This is a genomic window from Thermomonas sp. XSG, from assembly GCF_014678725.1.
Classification (GTDB): Bacteria; Pseudomonadota; Gammaproteobacteria; order Xanthomonadales; family Xanthomonadaceae; genus Thermomonas.
Genome location: NZ_CP061497.1, coordinates 1070001 through 1087192 on the forward strand (window position 1 = coordinate 1070001; position 17192 = coordinate 1087192).

Sequence of the window (17192 nt, forward strand, 5' to 3'; positions counted from 1 at the left end):
CGTGGAGCTGGCGGACGACGACGCCGAGCGCGCGCGCGGCCTGATGTTCCGGGATGCGATGGCCGAAGACCGCGGCATGCTGTTCGTCCATGACACCCAGGAACCGCAGGCCTACTGGATGAAAAACACCAGGATCGCGCTGGACATCCTGTACTTCGACAACGACCGCAAGCTGGTGGCCCAGCAGCGGGATGTCCCGCCGTGCTCGCTGGGCGATGCGTGCCCGTCCTATCCCAGCAATGCGCCAGCACGCTACGTGCTCGAACTCAATGCGGGACAGGCGGAGAAGCTCAAGCTGCAGGACGGCGCCACGCTGACCTTCGGCCCCGGCATCCCGACGCCGGCGCGCTGACCCACCCGCGAGCGAAGGCGATCAGCCTTCGTAGAGTTCGAAGTCGTCCTTGGTCACGCCGCAGTCCGGGCACGTCCACGTGTCCGGCACGTCTTCCCAGCGCGTGCCCGGCGGAATGCCGTCTTCCGGGGCCCCTTGCGCCTCGTCATAGACGTGGCCGCAGACCACGCACATCCAACTGCGATAGGGACGATCAGGACCGGGAGTCGACATCGGGGCGATAATTGGCGGGCGGGCCGCGATTGTCCCATCCTGCACCGGATGGCGGAAGCCGCCCGCCACCCCACACCACTTCCGAAGACCCGCCATGCCGATCAGCACCGAACGCTCCCACGACCTGTTTTCCCGCGCCCAGCAGCTGATGCCCGGCGGCGTCAACTCGCCGGTGCGTGCGTTCAAGTCGGTGGGCGGCGAGCCGTTCTTCGTGCAGCGCGCGGACGGCCCCTACCTGTTCGACGTGGATGGCAACCGTTACATCGACTACGTGGGGTCGTGGGGGCCGATGATCGTCGGCCACAACCACCCGAAGGTGCTGGAGGCGGTGATCGAAACCGCGCGCAACGGCCTCAGCTTCGGCACGCCCAACCCGCTGGAAGTGACGATGGCGGAGACCATCGCCCGGCTGATCCCCAGCTGCGAGATGGTGCGCATGGTGAACTCCGGCACCGAGGCCACGCTGTCGGCGATCCGGCTGGCGCGCGGCGCCACCGGGCGCAGCCGCATCGTCAAGTTCGAGGGCTGCTACCACGGCCACGGTGACTCGTTCCTGGTCAAGGCCGGCAGCGGGGCGCTGACCTTCGGCGTGCCTACTTCGCCGGGCGTGCCCAAGGCGCTGGCCGACCTCACCCTGACCCTGCCGTACAACGATTCCGAAGCGGCGACGCGCCTGTTCGACGAATGCGGCGGCGACATCGCCGCGCTCATCATCGAGCCGGTGGTCGGCAACGCCAACTGCCTGCCGCCGCGCGAGGGCTACCTGCAGCACCTGCGTGCCCTGTGCACGCGACACGGCGCACTGCTGATCTTCGACGAGGTGATGACCGGCTTCCGCGTCGCGCTGGGCGGCGCGCAGGCGCGCTACGGGGTGACGCCGGATCTTTCCACCTTCGGCAAGGTGATCGGCGGCGGCATGCCGGTAGGCGCCTATGGCGGCCGCCGCGAACTGATGCGGCAGATCGCACCGGCCGGCCCGATCTACCAGGCCGGCACCCTGAGCGGCAATCCGGTGGCGATGGCGGCGGGCCTGGCGATGCTGGAGTTGGTGCAGGCGCCGGGCTTCTACGACGCGCTGGAAGCGAAGACGAACGCGCTGTGCGACGGACTGGAGGCCGCCGCGCGCGATGCCGGCGTCGCCTTCACCACCCAGCGCGTGGGCGGCATGTTCGGCCTGTTCTTCAGTGCGGAAAAAGTGGACACCTTCGCGCAGGCGATGGCCTGTGACAGCGCCGCATTCAACCGCTTCTTCCACGCCATGCGCGAGCGCGGGGTGTACCTGGCGCCGTCGGCATTCGAGGCGGGCTTCCTGTCCGGCGCGCACGACGATGCAGTGATCAAAGCCACCATCGACGCGGCGCGCGCCGCCTTCGCCGCGATCTGACCCGCGCCGTGGACGACAAGCCGCAGACGGGTACGGGCGGAGGCGATTTCTTCACCCCCATCCACCAGCCTGCCAGCCGCGAAGGATGGCGCTTCCGGCTGTACCGGCTGATGTTCCACCACGAGAGCCGCGGCGAGCGGAACTTCGACCTCACGCTGATCGGCGTGATCCTGGCCAGCGTGCTGGTGGTGCTGCTGGACAGCGACCCGGAGATCAAGGCGCGCTGGCACTTCCAGCTCTACCTGGCCGAGTGGGTATTCACCTTGGTGTTCGCGGTGGAGTACGCCGCAAGGGTCTGGGTGGTGCGCGAGCCGCTGCGCTATGCGCGCAGCTTCCTCGGCATCGTCGACCTGCTGGCGATCCTGCCGACCTTCCTGTCGCTGCTGTTCCCCGCCAGCGCGTCGCTGACAGTGATCCGCATCCTGCGGCTGCTGCGCATCTTCCGCGTGCTCAAGCTGGTCAAGTATTCCGACGAAGCCGGCATGCTCACCCACGCGCTGATTCGCAGCCGGCGCAAGATCCTGATCTTCGTGCTCACCCTGCTCACCATCGCGGTGATCTTCGGCGCGCTGATGTACGTGGTCGAAGGCCCGGAGCGTGGTTTCGTCAGCATCCCCTCCGGCATGTACTGGGCGGTGGTGACGATGGCAACGGTGGGCTACGGCGACCTGTCGCCGTCCACCGGGCTGGGACGTTTCCTCGCCTCCATGCTCATCATCATCGGCTACAGCATCATCGTGGTGCCGACCGGCATCTACAGCGCCGAGTTGGCCCGCACCATGCGTTCGCGTGGCCGCGTGCAACTGCGCTGCCCGCAGTGCAGCCTGGGCGAACACGACGACGATGCCTGGTTCTGCCGCAAATGCGGCGAAGCCCTGCCCCCACACGATTGAGGCTCGCGATGACCACGCACCGTCCCTGCACCCTCGCCGTCCACGCCGGCAACCATGCCGACCCCGCCACCGGCGCGGTGGCGCCGCCGATCCACCTGGCCACCACCTTCCGCCATGGTCCCGCTGGCGAGCGCATCGCCGGCTACGAGTACCAGCGCGAGGGCGATCCCACCAACGACCGCCTGCGCGAAGCGCTGGTCGCGCTGGAAGGCGGCGCGACCGCGCTGACGTTCGCCTCCGGCATGGCCGCGATGACCACGTTGCTGGAATCGTTGCCGCCCGGCAGCCACGTGCTGTTCCCGGACGACTGCTACAGCGGGTTGCGCATGCTGTTCGGCGAGTTCCTGCCAGAACGGGGATTGGTGGTCGGGACCGTGGACATGGCCGACCTCGACGCCGTGCGCGCGGCCTGCGCCACGCCGCTGGCGATGCTGTGGGTCGAAACGCCGTCGAACCCGCTGCTGAAGATCAGCGACATCGCGACGCTCGCGGGCATCGGCCACGCGGCCGGCGCGCGGGTGGTGGTGGACAACACCTTCGCCACGCCGCTGCTGCAGCGCCCGCTGGCGCTGGGCGCGGACGTCGTCATGCACTCGACCACGAAGTATTTCGGCGGCCATAGCGACGTGCTCGGCGGCGCGCTGGTGTTCGCCCGTGACGACGAGTTCGCGAAGCACGTGGCGCACCGCCTGCACGTGACCGGCGCGGTGCTGGCACCATTCAGCGCCTGGCTGATCCTGCGCGGCTGCCGCTCGCTGGGCGCGCGCATGGCGATGCACTGCGCGAATGCGCGAAAGCTGGCGACGTTCCTCGCGACGCATCCGGCGGTGGCGCGGGTCAACTGGCCCGGCCTGCCCACGCACCCGGGGCACGCGGTCGCCACGGCGCAGATGCGCGACTTCGGCGCGATGCTGAGCGTGGAACTGCGCGGCGGCCGCGAAGCCGCGCTGGCGGTGGCCGGCAGGCTACGCATCTTCACCAATGCCACCTCGCTGGGCGGCTGCGAATCGCTGGTGGAACACCGCGCCTCGGTGGAAGGCCCGAACCCGCGCTCGCCGCAGAACCTGCTGCGGGTGTCGGTGGGTCTGGAAGACGGCGACGACCTGGTCGCCGACTTCCAGCAGGCGTTGGGCTGAGGACTCAGCCTGCGACGAAAGCGTCCAGCGCCTTGCGCAGCCGCGCCAACCCTTCCGCGACATCGGCATCGCCGATGTTGAGCGCCGGCACGAAACGCAGCACGTCCGGCCCGGCCTGCAGCAGCAGCAGGCCATGCGCGGCGGCAAGGTCGCCGATCGCGCCGGCCTTGCCCGCATGTTCAGGCTTCAGCACCGCGCCCAGCATCAGGCCGCGGCCGCGCACTTCGGCGAACAAGCCGAGGTCGCGGTTGATCGCTTCGATGCCGTCACGAATCGCCTGCGACTGCTTCGCCACGTTGGCAGCGATCTCGGCGGATCCCAGCCGGCGCAGCGCCACGCGCGCCACTGCCGATGCCAGCGGGTTGCCGCCGAAGGTGGTGCCGTGGGCGCCGAACTGCATCGCCTGCGCGACCCTGGGGCCGGCCAGCAGCGCGCCGATCGGCATGCCGCCACCCAAGGCCTTGGCCAGCGTCACGATGTCGGGCGTGACGCCGTCCTGCCAGTGCGCGAACAGCGCGCCACTGCGGCCCATGCCGCACTGGATCTCGTCCAGCACCAGCAGCGCCTTGTGCTGGTCGCACAGCGCGCGCACCGCCTGCAGGTAACCGGGCGCGGCCGGCATCACCCCGCCTTCGCCCTGCACCGGCTCCAGCATCACCGCGGCCACGTCGCCGCCGGCCATCGCCGCTTCCAGCTGCGCGATGTCGTTGAAATCGACGTAGCGGAAGCCGTCGGGCAGCGGCTCGTAACCTTCCTGGTACTTGGGCTGCGCGGTGGCGGTGACGGCCGCCAGAGTGCGGCCGTGGAAGCTGCCGCGGAAGGTGACGATGACGCGGCGCTCCGGTCCGCGCCCGTGCGATGCGGCCCATTTGCGCACCAGCTTGATCGCCGCCTCGTTGGCCTCGGCGCCGGAATTGCACAGGAACGCACGCTCGGCGAAGCGCGAGGCCGCCACCAGTTCCTGCGCCAGCCGCAGCGGCGGCTCGCTGTAGAACACGTTGCTGGTATGCCAGAGCCTGCCGGCCTGCTCCACCAGCGCGGCGGTCAGTTCCGGGTTGCAGTGGCCGAGGCTGCAGACGGCGATGCCGGCGCCGAAGTCCACGTACTCGCGGCCTTCGCTGTCCCACACCCGCGCACCCTGCCCGCGCTCCATGATCATCTCGCGCTGGCGGTACACCGGCAGCAGCACGTCGCGCCCAAGCGCCAGCAGCTCCTCCACGCTCGCGTCGCGTGCCATCTCACCAGACTCCCGTGTTCGGCATCGACACCCACGGCTCCTGCGGCGGCAGGTGGCCATCCTGCAGCAGCTCCACCGAGACCAGGTCCGGCGAACGCACGAACGCCATGTGGCCGTCGCGCGGCGGACGGTTGATGGTGTAGCCCATGTCCAGCAGGTGCTGGCAGCTGGCGTAGATGTCGGCGACGCGGAACGCAAGGTGGCCGAAGTTGCGGGCGCTGCCGTAGTCCTCGTCGGCGTCCCAGTTGTAGGTCAATTCGATCTCCGCGTCCGGGCTTTCGTCGGCGGCGAGGAAGATCAGGGTGAAGCGGCCCGCTTCGTTTTCCATGCGCCGGGTTTCGCGCAGGCCCAGGCCTTCGCAGTAGAAGCGCAGCGAAGCATCGACATCGCGTACGCGCACCATCGTGTGCAGGTATTTCATGGCTGGATTCCGTTCAGAGGGGGATCGCAAGATGATCCCACGAAGCCCGGTTCAGGGATCGATGTAGAGATCCGGCAGCAGCGGCATCGACGGGTCCTGCGCGTAGCCGGACAGATCGCTGATGCCGGCCTGGCGCAGCACCTGGTCGTCGATCAGGAAGTTGCCGGAAAAACCGGCGGCCTCGCGGGTCAGCACGGCGTGCGCGGCGTCGCCCATGATCTCGGGCTTGCGGCCGTTGCCGGCGGCAACGCCGGGGATCATGTTCAGCGCATCGGTGGCGATCAGGGTGCGTGGCCACAGCGCGTTCACCGCCACGCCGCGCGGGCCGAATTCGGCGGCCAGACCCAACGTGACGAAGCTCATGCCCATTTTCGCTAGGGTGTAGGCGGTGTGCGGGCCCCACCACTTCGGTTCCAGCGAGGGCGGCGGGCACAGGGTGAGGATGTGCGGGTTCGGCGCGGCGAGCAGATGCGGCAGGCAGGCCTGCGCGCACAGGAAGCTGCCGCGGCTGTTGACCTGCTGCATCAGGTCGAAGCGCTTCATCGGGGTATCCAGCGTACCGCGCAGCCAGATCGCGCTGGCGTTGTTGACCAGGATATCGATGCCGCCGAAGGCATCGACGGTCGCGGCGACCGCCGCGCGCACCTCGTCTTCCTCGCGGATGTCGCACTTCAGCGCCAGCGCGCGACCGCCCGCCTCCTCGACGGCGCGTGCGGCGCTGTGGATGGTGCCGGGCAGCTTGGGATTGGGCACGTCCGACTTGGCGACGATGGCGACATTGGCGCCGTCGCGCGCGGCGCGCAGCGCGATGGCCAGGCCGATGCCGCGCGAGGCGCCGGTGATGAACAGGGTCTTGCCGGAAAGCGTGGTCATGCGCATTCACCGTGGTATCGACGAACGGAAGTGTAGCCTCCGCCACCTATAATCCGCCGATGCAAAGCGCGTGGTTCGACAACATCGTCGCGTGGATCGGCGCGCACCCGCAGGCGGCCGGCCTGCTGATCTTCGTGATCGCATTCAGCGACGCGGTGATCGTGCTGGGCGCCATCGTGCCGGCACTGCCGCTGATGATCGCCATCGGCGTGCTGATCGGCATGGAAGAGATCGCAGGCCCCTACGCTGTGGCCTGCGCCGCGCTGGGCGCCTTCGCCGGCGACAGCCTGAGCTACTGGATCGGCCGCCGCTGGGGCAATGCGCTGCGCGGGGTGTGGCCGTTCCGCCGCTATCCGCAACTGCTGGACCGTGGCGAGGCGCTGTTCCGGCGCAACGCGGTCAAGAGCATCTTCATCGCCCGCTACGTGGGCGCGGTGCGGCCGTTCGTGCCCGCCATCGCCGGCATGTCGCGGATGCCGCTGCCGCGCTACCTGCAGGCCAGCGGCGTGGCCTGCCTGTCGTGGGCGGTGCTGTTCCTGCTGCCGGGCTGGGCGCTGGGCCAGGCCTACGATGCCGTGGCCGCGGTGGCCGACAAGCTGGCGTTGGTGCTGCTGGGCCTGCTGACGGCGCTGGCGCTGGCCTGGGCAGTGGTGCTGTACAGCTGGCGCTGGTTCGCGATGAACGCCGACAGTCTGCTGGCGCGGCTGCTGCGCTGGAGCCGCCGGCATCCGTGGCTGGGCCGCTATGCCGCGGCGCTGATCGACCGCCGCCGGCCGGAATCGGCGCCGCTGCTGCTGCTCGCGGTCTGCCTGTTCGCGGTGGCATGGCTATGGGCGTGGTTCAGCGCCTCGCTGATGCTGCGCGGCGGTCCGCTGCTGGCCGACCACGACGTGCACGCGCTGATGTTCACCCTGCGCAATCCGCTGGCCGACCGGATGATGGCCACGCTGGCGGCGATCGGCAGCGCGCCCGTGCTGGGGCTGGCCTCGATGTCGGCGATGCTGTGGCTGCTGTGGCGGCGGCGCTGGAAGGCGGCGGTGCACTGGCTGATCGCCATCGCGGTGGGACTGGGGCTGACCGAAGGACTGGAGGCGCTGGTCGACATGCCGCGCCCGCCCACCGCTGCTGCGGGCTTCGGTTTCCCGTCGGTCGCAGTGACCATGACCACGGTGGTGTTCGGCTTCTTCGCGGTACTGATCGCGCGCGAGCTGCCGGGCCGGCAGCGGGTCTGGCCCTACCTGCTCACCGGGATAGCCACTGCGCTGGTCGGCTTCGCCCGCCTGTACCTGGGCGCGCACTGGCTGTCGGACATCGTCGGCGGCGTGCTGCTGGGCGCGCTGTGGGTGCTGCTGATCGGCATCGCCTACCGCAGCCACAGCGAGCGCTCCTTCTGGATGCGTCCGCTGGGCTGGACCTTCTACGGCAGCTTCCTGCTCGCCGCCCTCTGGTACGCGCCGCGCAGCGCACCGCAGACGCTGGCGCAGTTCGAGCCACCGCCGCCTGCACAGGTGCTGGACGCACGCCGCTGGCAGGCGCAGGGGCTCGGCGAGGATCACCAGCGCTTCGATCTGGAAATCGCTGGCGACATCGAACTGCTGCGCCAGCGCCTGCAGGCGCGCGGCTGGCGGGTGCAACCGGCGGCGGACTGGGTGGCTGCGCTCGGACTGCTGGATGACGACCTGTCGCCGGCGCAGCGCCCGGTGCTGCCGCTGGCGCTGGATGCACATCCCGAACGGCTGCTGCTGCGACGCGCGGATCGCAACGATCCAGAACGCATCGAAGTGCTGCGCATCTGGCCGGCCCCGGTGCGGCTGGACGACGGCAGCACGCTGTGGGTGGCACGCTATGACGTGATGCAGCTGCGTCGCCGCTTGTACCTGTTGAACCTGTGGAAGCCGGACCCGCCGGCGCATGCGCTGCCGGCAGACCTGCTGGCGCTGGGCGATCCCCCGGCGCTGCGGGCGCTGGCGCATCCGCGCTGAACGCGAATCCTGCCGGCGCAGGAGCGCTCCACACTCGTCCTGCTTGAACCCTCTCCCGCGCGGGGAAAAGATCCGAAACGAGGCTTCAGAGCGCGGCGAAAAACCGGCGCGGCGCGCCGTCGAAGCCGCCGTTCGACATGAACACCACGTGGTCGCCGGCGCGCACGATGCCGCCCAGCGCGGCCAGCAACGCATCGGCGTCGGCGACGGCATGGCCTTCGCCACGCAGCGCCGCGATCACCTTGCCGGCGTCCCACGGCAGTTCCGGCCGGGCGAGGAACACCACCGCGTCGGCCAGATCCAGCGACGGCGCCAGCGCATTGGCGTGCGCGCCCAGGCGCATCGAATTGCTGCGTGGCTCCATCGCCACCACGATGCGGGCATCGCCCACCTTCGCCCGCAGCCCGGAAAGCGTGGTCGCAATGGCGGTGGGATGGTGGGCGAAGTCGTCATACACGGTGACGCCAGCGTGCGCGCCGATCACCTCCAGCCGTCGCTTGACGCTGTGGAAGCCCGACAGCGCCGGCATGACCCTCGCGACGTCCACGCCCACGGCCGCGCATGCCGCCAGCGCGGCCAGGCCATTCAGCACGTTGTGGTCGCCCAGCAGCGGCCAGTCGACGACGCCTAGCTCGGTGCCAGCGTGGAGCACCGCGAAGCGGCTGCCGTCTTCGGCCAGCTTGCGCGCGCTCCATTCGAATGCGGGATCGAAGCCGAACCGCTCCACCGGCGTCCAGCAGCCCATCGCGAGCACTTCACGCAGGTGCGCGTCGTGGCCGTTGACGATCAACCGGCCGCGACCGGGCACGGTGCGCACCAGATGGTGGAACTGGCGCTGGATCGCGGCCACGTCGGGGAAGATGTCGGCGTGGTCGTATTCCAGGTTGTTGAGGATCGCAACCAGCGGGCGGTAGTGGACGAACTTGCTGCGTTTGTCGAAGAAAGCCGTGTCGTACTCGTCCGCCTCGACCACGAATTCGCGGCCCGTGCCCACCCGCGCCGACACGCCGAAGTCCTCGGCCACGCCACCGATCAGGAAACCCGGCTCGCGGCCCGCGGCCTGCAACAGGTAGGCCAGGATGGTCGTCGTGGTGGTCTTGCCGTGGGTGCCGGCCACCGCCAGGGTGTCGCGGCCGGGCAACACGCGCTCGCTCAGCCACTGCGCGCCGGAGGTGTACTTCAACCCGGCATCGAGCACATGCTCGACCGCCGGGTTGCCGCGCGACAGCGCGTTGCCGACGATGATTTCATCGCAGTCCGCGCCGATGTTGCCGGCCGCATAGCCCTGCTGCAGCGCGATGCCCAGCTGCTCCAGCTGGGTGGACATCGGCGGGTAGATGTTGGCATCGCTGCCTTCGACGGCATGGCCGAGTTCGCGCGCCAGCGCGGCCACGCCGCCCATGAAGGTACCGGCGATGCCGAGGATATGGAGTTTCACGTCATGGGCTCCGGGAGGGTGCGGAACGGCGGGTGCGTCGGCCCCGCAAGTCGCTCCCCGATACTCGCTTGGTTGCGGGGCCGACGCACCCGCCGCCCCGCTTTCGCACGTGTCGGGCAGTGTCAGCCGACGTCGTGCCCGGGCTGGATCGCCTCGATGATGCGGGCGAACACATCGTCCAGCGAACCGACGCCGTCCACCACGGTCAGCTGGCCGTGCTGGCGGTAATAGTCAATCACCGGCGCGGTCTTCTCGTCGTACACGTTCAGGCGGTGGCGCACCGATTCGGGGGTGTCGTCGGCGCGGCCTTCCGCCTTGGCGCGGCCGGCGAGGCGCTCGATGATCTGCTCGTTGTCCACCGCCAGCTGCACCGCGGCATCGAACTTCTGGCCCAGGCTGGCCAGCAGTTCGTCCAGCGCAGCGGCCTGTGCCAGATTGCGCGGGTAGCCGTCCAGGATGAAGCCGGCGCGGGTGTCTTCCTGCGAGAAGCGCGAGCGCAGCATGCCCAGCAGGATCTCGTCGCTGACCAGGTCGCCGCGTGCCATCACCTCCTTGGCCTGCAGCCCCAGCGGGGTGCCGGCGGCCACTTCGGCGCGCAGCAGGTCGCCGGTGGAAATGTGCGGAACCTGCAGATGTTCCTTGAGTCGCGTCGCCTGGGTGCCCTTGCCGGAACCCGGCGCGCCCAACAGAACCAATCGCATCGAATCACTCCAGTAAGGGACAGGCGGGGCGGCGTTAGACTGCACCCGAACCCCCGCTACCCGGCCAGCTTAACGCATCCGGCCGTCGTTCCAGACCCATTCCGAAGGATTTTCCATGCCCGCCGGTACCCTGTTGTATGCCCAGAGCGGCGGCGTGACCGCCGTCATCAACGCCACCGCCTCCGCCGTCCTGCAGGCCGCCCGCGCCCGCAAGGTGCCGGTCCTGGCCGCCCGCAACGGCATCCTCGGGGCCCTGCGCGAAGAGCTGCTGGACACCTCCACCCTGACCGCCTCCGAGATCAAGGGCCTGGCGCATACCCCCGGCGGCGCATTCGGCAGCTGCCGGCTCAAGCTCAAGTCGCTGGCCGACGACCGCGCCAGGTACGAGCGCCTGCTGGAGGTCTTCCGCGCCCACGACGTGCGCTGGTTCCTCTACAACGGCGGCAACGACTCCGCCGACACCGCCCTGAAGGTGTCGCAACTGGCCGCGGAGTTCGGCTATCCGCTGACCTGCGTGGGCGTGCCGAAGACGGTGGACAACGACCTGGCCGTGACCGACTGCTGCCCGGGCTTCGGCTCGGCGGCCAAGTACACCGCGGTGTCGGTGCGCGAATGCGGGTTGGACGTGGCGGCGATGGCGGAAACCTCCACCAAGGTGTTCGTCTACGAGGCGATGGGCCGCCATGCCGGTTGGCTGGCAGCGGCGGCCGGCCTGGCAGGCGAAGGCAAGGACGAGGCGCCGCACCTGATCCTGTTCCCGGAGCGGGTGTTCGACGAGGCCGATTTCCTGGCCAGGGTCGATGCCGTGGTCAAGCGGATCGGCTACTGCGTGGTGGTGGCCAGCGAAGGCATCCGCACCGCCGACGGGACGTTCGTCGCCGATGCCGGCGGCGGCAAGGACAGCTTCGGCCATACCCAGCTGGGCGGGGTGGCCTCGCACTTGGCCGGGCGGGTCAAGGACAAGCTGGGCTACAAAGTACACTGGGCGCTGCCCGACTACCTGCAGCGGTCGGCCCGCCACCTGGCCAGCGCCACCGACCTGGAGCAGGCGCTGGCGGTGGGCAGGGCGGCGGTCGAGTGCGCACTGTCGGGGCAGAACGCGGTGATGCCGGTCATCGTGCGCGACAGTGACGCGCCCTACCGCTGGCATATCGACATCGCCCCGCTGGCCCGCATCGCCAACCACGAGAAAACCATGCCCAAGGGCTTCATCCGCGCGGACGGCTACGGCATCACCGCAGCGGCGCGCCGCTACCTGACCCCGCTGGTAGCGGGCGAGGCCTATCCGCCATTTGGCCGGGACGGACTGCCGAATTACGTTATTCCCAAGCTGCGGCAGTTGCGTCGCAGGCTTCCGGGCTGGAGCGACTGAGCGCCTCCGGTTTAAACTCACCACCGCGCGCATTCCGCGACGCCCATCACATCGAACGGGGACACCATGAAGACCGCATTCACCGCCGCCGCGCTGGCTTTGGCCGTGGCCGCCACCAGCGTGCCCGCGCACGCCCAGTGGAGCAGCAAGAAGACCGACCCGCAGGGTGCCGCCGGTGGCGCCAATGCCAAGGGTGCCGCCATCAACCTGGAGTCCTGCGACGAGCCGATGGGCACGGTCGCGGTGGTCGAGGAACAGGAAGGCGACTGGTACCGCTACCTGACCTCCGACCTGCGCCTGCCCTCCACCGTGCCGGTGATCCGCATGCTGATCCAGCAGTCCAACTGCTTCGTGGTGGTGGAACGCGGCCGCGCGATGCAGAACATGATGCAGGAACGTGCGCTGCAGGAAAGCGGTGAAATCCGCGGCGGCAGCAACTTCGGCAAGGGCCAGATGGTCGCCGCCGACTACACCATCAACCCCAGCATCAACTTCTCGCAGAGCAATGCGGGCGGTATCGGCGGTGCGCTCGGCCATTTCGGCGGCGCGCTGGGCGCGGTTGGCGCGCTGGCCGGCGGCCTGAAGTTCGGCAAGGCCGAAACCATGCTGACCATGATCGACAACCGCTCGGGCGTGCAGATCGGCGTGGCCCAAGGCGCGGCCAAGAAGACCAGCTTCGGCATCGGCATCGGCGGCGCCGGCAGCAACGGCTTCGGCGCGCTTGGCGGCTACAGCAACACGCCCGAAGGCAAGACCATCGCCGCGGCGTTCGCCAATGCCTACAACAACCTGGTCGTGGCCATGCGCGACTACAAGCCGCAGCAGGTCAAGGGCGGCCTGGGCAAGGGTGGCACGCTCAAGGTCGGCGACTGACACCGCTCCATCGCAACACGGTTCACCGCGAACGCCCGGCCCGACCGGGCGTTCGCTTTTTGCGGGCGCACACCGCGTGCGATCCTTGTGCACATGCCGATCCTGCAGGTCAAAGCCAAACCCAACAGCCGCGTCTCCGCGCTCACCCAGCAGGACGACGGCACCTGGTTGGCGCAGCTGAAATCGCCACCGGTCGATGGCAAGGCCAACGCCGAACTGGTCGAGCTGGTGGCGCGCACCTTCGGCTGCACGAAATCATCCGTCACCATCAAGACCGGCGCCGGCAGCAAGCTCAAGCGCGTGTTGGTGCCGGACTGAACCCGCCTCAGCGGCAGGCCTTGCCCTCGAGCGCCATCGCCACCGCGTACTGCGGGATCTCCCCCAGCTGGCCTGCGGATGCGGCATCCAGCCCGTCCTTGAGATAGACGCGGGCCTTGCCCTGCGCGTCCATCCTCGGCACGGCGCCGCCCGCCGGCTTGCGCCAGACCCGGATCACTGCCTGCCGCGAGGGGCATGCCGCGCTGGGTACGCGGATCAGGTCGTTGAGCACCCAGCCCGCAGCGCCGGGCGCAGGCGCCCGCTCCTGCAGCGCGGCGCGCGACTGGCAGCGCGCCCCGGTACGCACCGCGGCGAGGGCGTAGGGAGCCGAGCCATCGGCGGTAAAGCGGCCTTCCAGGCGGGTGCAGGCCTCCGGAATGGTGCGCAGGGTATGCACCACGCCAACGGCCTGCGGGGTGGCGGGCGGGCGCTGGATTTCCGGGGCGCCGTCGCCCGCAACGGCCGCGGATGCGGCGAGCAGGCCTGCGCAGAGCGTGTGCAGTCGCAACATGGGAACAGCCTCGGCAACACGGATCGGATGGCCAGACTGGCACGCACAGCCTGAATCGCATCGCCACGCGGGGCCGCACTGCCGGGATCACCGTCACCGCCCCGCTCGAGGCCGGGCGGCTCACGCGTGCCGGTGCGTGTGTGCGATAGTCGGACGTCGCCCGCCTGCGGGTGGGCACGACAACCTGATGTCTTCCATTCGAACACTCCGGGGAGGGGTTTCATGCTGGAGCAATATGGTTTGGTGTTGGCACTGGCCAGTGCCGTGGTCGCGATCCTCTATGGCCTGTGGGCCGCTACTTGGATCAACAAACAACCCGCCGGCAACGAACGCATGCAGGAGATCGCCGGCGCGATCCAGGAAGGCGCCCGCGCCTACCTCAACCGCCAGTACACGACGATCGCCGTCGCCGGCGTGGTGCTGCTGGTGCTGATCGGGTTCTTCCTCAGCTGGCACACCGCGATCGGCTTCCTGATCGGCGCGGTGCTCTCGGGCGCGGCCGGCTACATCGGCATGAACGTCTCGGTGCGTGCCAACGTGCGCACCGCCGAGGCCGCGCGCAGCGGCATGGGCCCGGCGATGGACGTGGCCTTCAAGGGCGGCGCGATCACCGGCATGCTGGTGGTGGGGCTGGGCCTGCTGGGCGTGGCCGGCTACTACACGGTGCTGACCAAACACCTCGGCGCCACCGAAGCCGAAGCGCTGCACGCGCTGGTCGGCCTGGCCTTCGGCTCGAGCCTGATCTCGATCTTCGCGCGTCTGGGCGGCGGCATCTTCACCAAGGGCGCCGACGTCGGCGCCGACCTGGTGGGCAAGGTCGAGGCCGGCATCCCCGAGGACGACCCGCGCAACCCGGCGGTAATTGCAGACAACGTGGGCGACAACGTGGGCGACTGCGCCGGCATGGCGGCCGACCTGTTCGAGACCTACGCGGTGACCGTCATCGCCACCATGCTGCTGGGCGGGCTGATGGTCGCCACCGTCGGCCAGCACGCGGTGCTGTACCCGCTGGTGCTGGGCGGCGCCTCGATCATCGCTTCGATCATCGGCACGTTCTTCGTGAAGGTGAGTGGCAGCAGCCCCAACATCATGGGCGCGCTGTACCGCGGCGTGATCGTCTCCGGCGTACTGGCGGCGGTGGCGTTCTACCCGATCACCACCTCGCTGATGGCGGATTCGTCCTTTGGTGCGATGAACCTGTACTGGTGCGCGTTGATCGGGCTGGTCCTGACCGGCGTGATCGTGTGGATCACCGAGTACTACACCGGCACCCAGTACAAGCCGGTCAAGCACGTCGCGCAGGCCTCCACCACCGGCCACGGCACCAACATCATCGCCGGCCTGGGCGTGTCGATGAAGTCGACCGCGCTGCCGGTGCTGGCGGTGTGCGCCTCGATCCTGGGCGCGTTCGAGCTGGGCGGCCTGTACGGCATCGCGATCGCCGCCACCGCCATGCTGTCGATGGCCGGCATGATCGTGGCGCTGGATGCCTACGGCCCGATCACCGACAACGCCGGCGGCATCGCCGAGATGGCGGAGCTGCCGCCGGAAGTGCGCGCGGTGACCGATCCGCTGGATGCGGTGGGCAACACCACCAAGGCGGTGACCAAGGGCTACGCTATCGGCTCGGCCGCGCTGGCCGCGCTGGTCCTGTTCGCCGACTACACCCACAACCTGCAGGCCGCGCATCCGGGCATCAGCTTCACCTTCGACCTGTCCAACCACATGGTCATCATCGGCCTGCTGATCGGCGGCCTGATCCCGTACCTGTTCGGCGCGATGGCGATGGAAGCCGTGGGCCGCGCGGCGGGCGCGGTGGTCGAGGAAGTGCGCCGCCAGTTCCGCGAGATCAAGGGGATCATGGACGGCAGCGGCAAGCCGCAGTACGACAAGGCCGTGGACATGCTGACCAGGTCGGCGATCAAGGAAATGATCGTGCCCTCGCTGCTGCCGGTCGCGGTGCCGGTGATCGTGGGCCTGGCGCTGGGCCCGCAGGCACTGGGCGGGTTGCTGATCGGCACCATCGTCACCGGCATCTTCGTGGCGATCTCGATGACCACCGGCGGCGGTGCGTGGGACAACGCCAAGAAGTACATCGAGGACGGCCACTTCGGCGGCAAGGGTTCCGAGGCGCACAAGGCCGCGGTGACCGGCGACACCGTCGGCGATCCCTACAAGGACACCGCTGGCCCGGCCGTCAACCCGTTGATCAAGATCATCAACATCGTGGCGCTGCTGATCGTGCCGCTGCTGCCGGTCAATGCCGGTGGTGGCGAAGCGGCCATTGCGCCGGTAGCGATGGAAGCCCCGGCCAACGATGCCGCCGCGATGGCGACGCCGATGGCCGCACCGGCGGAGGCCGCGCCCGCGCAGGCGACGGAAGACGAAGCGACGCCCGACGCAGACGACGCCAAGGCGTCCGAGTAGGCCCGCGTCACGCGACACGACAACGGCGGCCTTCGGGCCGCCGTTTTCTTTTGCACACCGCGACGACAGTGGGCCGGCACCGGAAACACAAAGGCCGCCCGGAGGCGACCTTTGCGTCGTGCGGATGAAACGCAGGCTTACTTGGCCAGGCGCGCCGCGATGGCCGCGCCCAGGTCGCCCGGCGACTTCACCGTGGTGACGCCCGCGGCTTCCATCGCCGCGAACTTGCCTTCGGCCGTGCCCGAACCGCCGGAAGCGATCGCACCGGCGTGGCCCATGCGCTTGCCCTTCGGCGCGGACGCACCGGCGATGAAGCCGACCACCGGCTTCTTGACGTGGTTCTTGATGTACTCGGCGCCGGCTTCTTCCGCCGCACCGCCGATCTCGCCGACCATGATGATGCCTTCGGTCTGCGGGTCTTCGTTGAACAGCTTCAGGCAGTCGACGAAGTTCAGGCCGTTGATCGGGTCGCCGCCGATGCCGATCACGGTGGACTGGCCCAGGCCAGCGGCGGTGGTCTGCTTCACGGCTTCGTAGGTCAGCGTGCCGGAGCGGCTGACGATGCCGATCTTGCCCTTCTGGTGGATGTGGCCCGGCATGATGCCGATCTTGCACTCGCCCGGGGTGATGATGCCGGGGCAGTTCGGGCCCACCAGCACCACGTCCGGGTGCTGCTTCAACACGTTCTTGACGCGCAGCATGTCCAGCACCGGGATGCCTTCGGTGATGCAGACGATGACCTTGATGCCGGCAGCCGCCGCTTCCAGGATCGCGTCGGCCGCGAACGGCGGCGGCACGTAGATCACGGAGGCGTCGGCGCCGGTGGAGGCCACGGCTTCGGCCACGGTGTTGAACACCGGCAGCTCGATGTGGGTGGTGCCGCCCTTGCCGGGCGTGACGCCGCCGACGACCTGGGTGCCGTATTCCACCATCTGGGTGGCGTGGAAGGTGCCCTGCTGGCCGGTGAAGCCCTGCACGATCACCTTGGTGTTCTTGTTGATGAGAACGGACATGGAATTGAATCCTTTGCTGTCGTAGGAGCGCACCGCAGGGGCGCGATG

17 protein-coding genes (1 of these 17 only partly in view) are annotated in these 17192 nt (G+C 69.2%); 9 read left to right on the forward strand and 8 right to left on the reverse strand.

Annotated elements, in window-relative coordinates; all coding sequences use genetic code 11:
* On the forward strand, nucleotides 1-352 hold the 3' portion of the coding sequence (locus ICG51_RS05090) for a DUF192 domain-containing protein (RefSeq protein WP_190281932.1). 98 nt of this gene lie to the left of the window's left edge; 352 of the gene's 450 nt are visible here — the last part of the coding sequence; its start codon lies beyond the left edge, outside the window; it ends in the stop codon at nucleotides 350-352.
* 21 nt (nucleotides 353-373) lie between these two features.
* Here ICG51_RS05090 and ICG51_RS05095 read toward each other — a convergent pair whose 3' ends face one another.
* Nucleotides 374-565 (reverse strand): rubredoxin, encoded by a 192-nt coding sequence (locus ICG51_RS05095; RefSeq protein ID WP_190282364.1) that lies wholly within the window; start codon nucleotides 563-565, stop codon nucleotides 374-376.
* Between the two features lie 100 nt (nucleotides 566-665).
* Between ICG51_RS05095 and hemL the strand changes: the two genes are divergently transcribed.
* From hemL to ICG51_RS05110, 3 genes are read left to right on the forward strand one after another with little or no spacing between them, the layout of a single operon-like run.
* Nucleotides 666-1949, forward strand: coding sequence for a glutamate-1-semialdehyde 2,1-aminomutase (hemL, locus tag ICG51_RS05100; protein ID WP_190282365.1), 1284 nt, complete (start codon nucleotides 666-668; stop codon nucleotides 1947-1949).
* A gap of 8 nt (nucleotides 1950-1957) precedes the next feature.
* On the forward strand, nucleotides 1958-2842 hold the full coding sequence (locus ICG51_RS05105; RefSeq protein ID WP_223809521.1) for an ion transporter: 885 nt from the start codon (nucleotides 1958-1960) through the stop codon (nucleotides 2840-2842).
* 8 nt (nucleotides 2843-2850) lie between these two features.
* Nucleotides 2851-3978: a PLP-dependent transferase gene (locus ICG51_RS05110; RefSeq protein ID WP_190281933.1), complete on the forward strand. Its 1128-nt coding sequence runs from the start codon at nucleotides 2851-2853 to the stop codon at nucleotides 3976-3978.
* Nucleotides 3979-3982: 4 nt separating this feature from the next.
* Here the strand turns inward: ICG51_RS05110 and ICG51_RS05115 are convergent, their stop codons facing one another.
* Genes ICG51_RS05115 through ICG51_RS05125 form a run of 3 tightly spaced genes read right to left on the reverse strand, consistent with a single transcriptional unit; the run spans nucleotide 3983 to nucleotide 6509 of the window.
* Nucleotides 3983-5215, reverse strand: a complete 1233-nt coding sequence (locus ICG51_RS05115) for an acetylornithine transaminase (RefSeq protein WP_190281934.1) — start codon at nucleotides 5213-5215, stop codon at nucleotides 3983-3985.
* A 1-nt stretch (nucleotide 5216) separates the two neighbouring features.
* The gene (locus tag ICG51_RS05120; RefSeq protein ID WP_190281935.1) at nucleotides 5217-5636 is read right to left on the reverse strand and encodes a VOC family protein; all 420 of its coding nucleotides are present in this window, start codon (nucleotides 5634-5636) and stop codon (nucleotides 5217-5219) included.
* A gap of 51 nt (nucleotides 5637-5687) precedes the next feature.
* Nucleotides 5688-6509, reverse strand: a complete 822-nt coding sequence (locus tag ICG51_RS05125) for an NAD(P)-dependent oxidoreductase (RefSeq protein WP_190281936.1) — start codon at nucleotides 6507-6509, stop codon at nucleotides 5688-5690.
* Between the two features lie 59 nt (nucleotides 6510-6568).
* Between ICG51_RS05125 and ICG51_RS05130 the strand changes: the two genes are divergently transcribed.
* On the forward strand, nucleotides 6569-8491 hold the full coding sequence (locus ICG51_RS05130; protein WP_190281937.1) for a bifunctional DedA family/phosphatase PAP2 family protein: 1923 nt from the start codon (nucleotides 6569-6571) through the stop codon (nucleotides 8489-8491).
* Nucleotides 8492-8576: 85 nt separating this feature from the next.
* Here ICG51_RS05130 and mpl read toward each other — a convergent pair whose 3' ends face one another.
* Nucleotides 8577-9929 carry a UDP-N-acetylmuramate:L-alanyl-gamma-D-glutamyl-meso-diaminopimelate ligase gene (gene mpl, locus ICG51_RS05135; protein ID WP_223809522.1) on the reverse strand — a complete coding sequence of 451 codons (1353 nt, stop codon included), beginning with the start codon at nucleotides 9927-9929 and terminating at the stop codon, nucleotides 8577-8579.
* A gap of 122 nt (nucleotides 9930-10051) precedes the next feature.
* Entirely contained in the window at nucleotides 10052-10630 is a 579-nt protein-coding gene (locus ICG51_RS05140; protein WP_028839199.1) for an adenylate kinase, read from the reverse strand.
* Nucleotides 10631-10745: 115 nt separating this feature from the next.
* Between ICG51_RS05140 and ICG51_RS05145 the strand changes: the two genes are divergently transcribed.
* From ICG51_RS05145 to ICG51_RS05155, 3 genes are all read left to right on the forward strand, one after another.
* Entirely contained in the window at nucleotides 10746-12002 is a 1257-nt protein-coding gene (locus ICG51_RS05145) for a 6-phosphofructokinase (protein ID WP_190281938.1), read from the forward strand.
* A 66-nt stretch (nucleotides 12003-12068) separates the two neighbouring features.
* Nucleotides 12069-12875: a CsgG/HfaB family protein gene (locus ICG51_RS05150; RefSeq protein WP_190281939.1), complete on the forward strand. Its 807-nt coding sequence runs from the start codon at nucleotides 12069-12071 to the stop codon at nucleotides 12873-12875.
* 93 nt (nucleotides 12876-12968) lie between these two features.
* Nucleotides 12969-13193 (forward strand): DUF167 domain-containing protein, encoded by a 225-nt coding sequence (locus ICG51_RS05155; RefSeq protein WP_190281940.1) that lies wholly within the window; start codon nucleotides 12969-12971, stop codon nucleotides 13191-13193.
* A gap of 7 nt (nucleotides 13194-13200) precedes the next feature.
* Here ICG51_RS05155 and ICG51_RS05160 read toward each other — a convergent pair whose 3' ends face one another.
* Nucleotides 13201-13704, reverse strand: coding sequence for a hypothetical protein (locus tag ICG51_RS05160; RefSeq protein ID WP_223809523.1), 504 nt, complete (start codon nucleotides 13702-13704; stop codon nucleotides 13201-13203).
* A gap of 222 nt (nucleotides 13705-13926) precedes the next feature.
* Here ICG51_RS05160 and ICG51_RS05165 point away from each other — a divergent pair, with 222 nt between their 5' ends.
* A complete protein-coding gene (locus tag ICG51_RS05165) occupies nucleotides 13927-16131 on the forward strand; it encodes a sodium-translocating pyrophosphatase (RefSeq protein WP_190281941.1) in 2205 nt (734 codons plus the stop codon).
* A 137-nt stretch (nucleotides 16132-16268) separates the two neighbouring features.
* On the opposite strand, the gene sucD is transcribed toward ICG51_RS05165, so the two are convergent.
* Nucleotides 16269-17144: a succinate--CoA ligase subunit alpha gene (gene sucD, locus ICG51_RS05170; protein WP_187569472.1), complete on the reverse strand. Its 876-nt coding sequence runs from the start codon at nucleotides 17142-17144 to the stop codon at nucleotides 16269-16271.
* Nucleotides 17145-17192: the final 48 nt, after the last annotated feature.

Bases quoted from the DNA above. Each gene is read 5' to 3' on its own strand.
- ICG51_RS05120 (WP_190281935.1), bottom strand. From the start codon at position 5,636: ATGAAATACCTGCACACGATGGTGCGCGTACGCGATGTCGATGCTTCG.
- ICG51_RS05150 (WP_190281939.1), top strand. From the start codon at position 12,069: ATGAAGACCGCATTCACCGCCGCCGCGCTGGCTTTGGCCGTGGCCGCC.
- ICG51_RS05110 (WP_190281933.1), top strand. From the start codon at position 2,851: ATGACCACGCACCGTCCCTGCACCCTCGCCGTCCACGCCGGCAACCAT.
- ICG51_RS05125 (WP_190281936.1), bottom strand. From the start codon at position 6,509: ATGACCACGCTTTCCGGCAAGACCCTGTTCATCACCGGCGCCTCGCGC.
- ICG51_RS05115 (WP_190281934.1), bottom strand. From the start codon at position 5,215: ATGGCACGCGACGCGAGCGTGGAGGAGCTGCTGGCGCTTGGGCGCGAC.
- ICG51_RS05160 (WP_223809523.1), bottom strand. From the start codon at position 13,704: ATGTTGCGACTGCACACGCTCTGCGCAGGCCTGCTCGCCGCATCCGCG.
- ICG51_RS05155 (WP_190281940.1), top strand. From the start codon at position 12,969: ATGCCGATCCTGCAGGTCAAAGCCAAACCCAACAGCCGCGTCTCCGCG.
- ICG51_RS05140 (WP_028839199.1), bottom strand. From the start codon at position 10,630: ATGCGATTGGTTCTGTTGGGCGCGCCGGGTTCCGGCAAGGGCACCCAG.
- sucD (WP_187569472.1), bottom strand. From the start codon at position 17,144: ATGTCCGTTCTCATCAACAAGAACACCAAGGTGATCGTGCAGGGCTTC.
- ICG51_RS05145 (WP_190281938.1), top strand. From the start codon at position 10,746: ATGCCCGCCGGTACCCTGTTGTATGCCCAGAGCGGCGGCGTGACCGCC.
- ICG51_RS05130 (WP_190281937.1), top strand. From the start codon at position 6,569: ATGCAAAGCGCGTGGTTCGACAACATCGTCGCGTGGATCGGCGCGCAC.
- ICG51_RS05165 (WP_190281941.1), top strand. From the start codon at position 13,927: ATGCTGGAGCAATATGGTTTGGTGTTGGCACTGGCCAGTGCCGTGGTC.
- ICG51_RS05095 (WP_190282364.1), bottom strand. From the start codon at position 565: ATGTCGACTCCCGGTCCTGATCGTCCCTATCGCAGTTGGATGTGCGTG.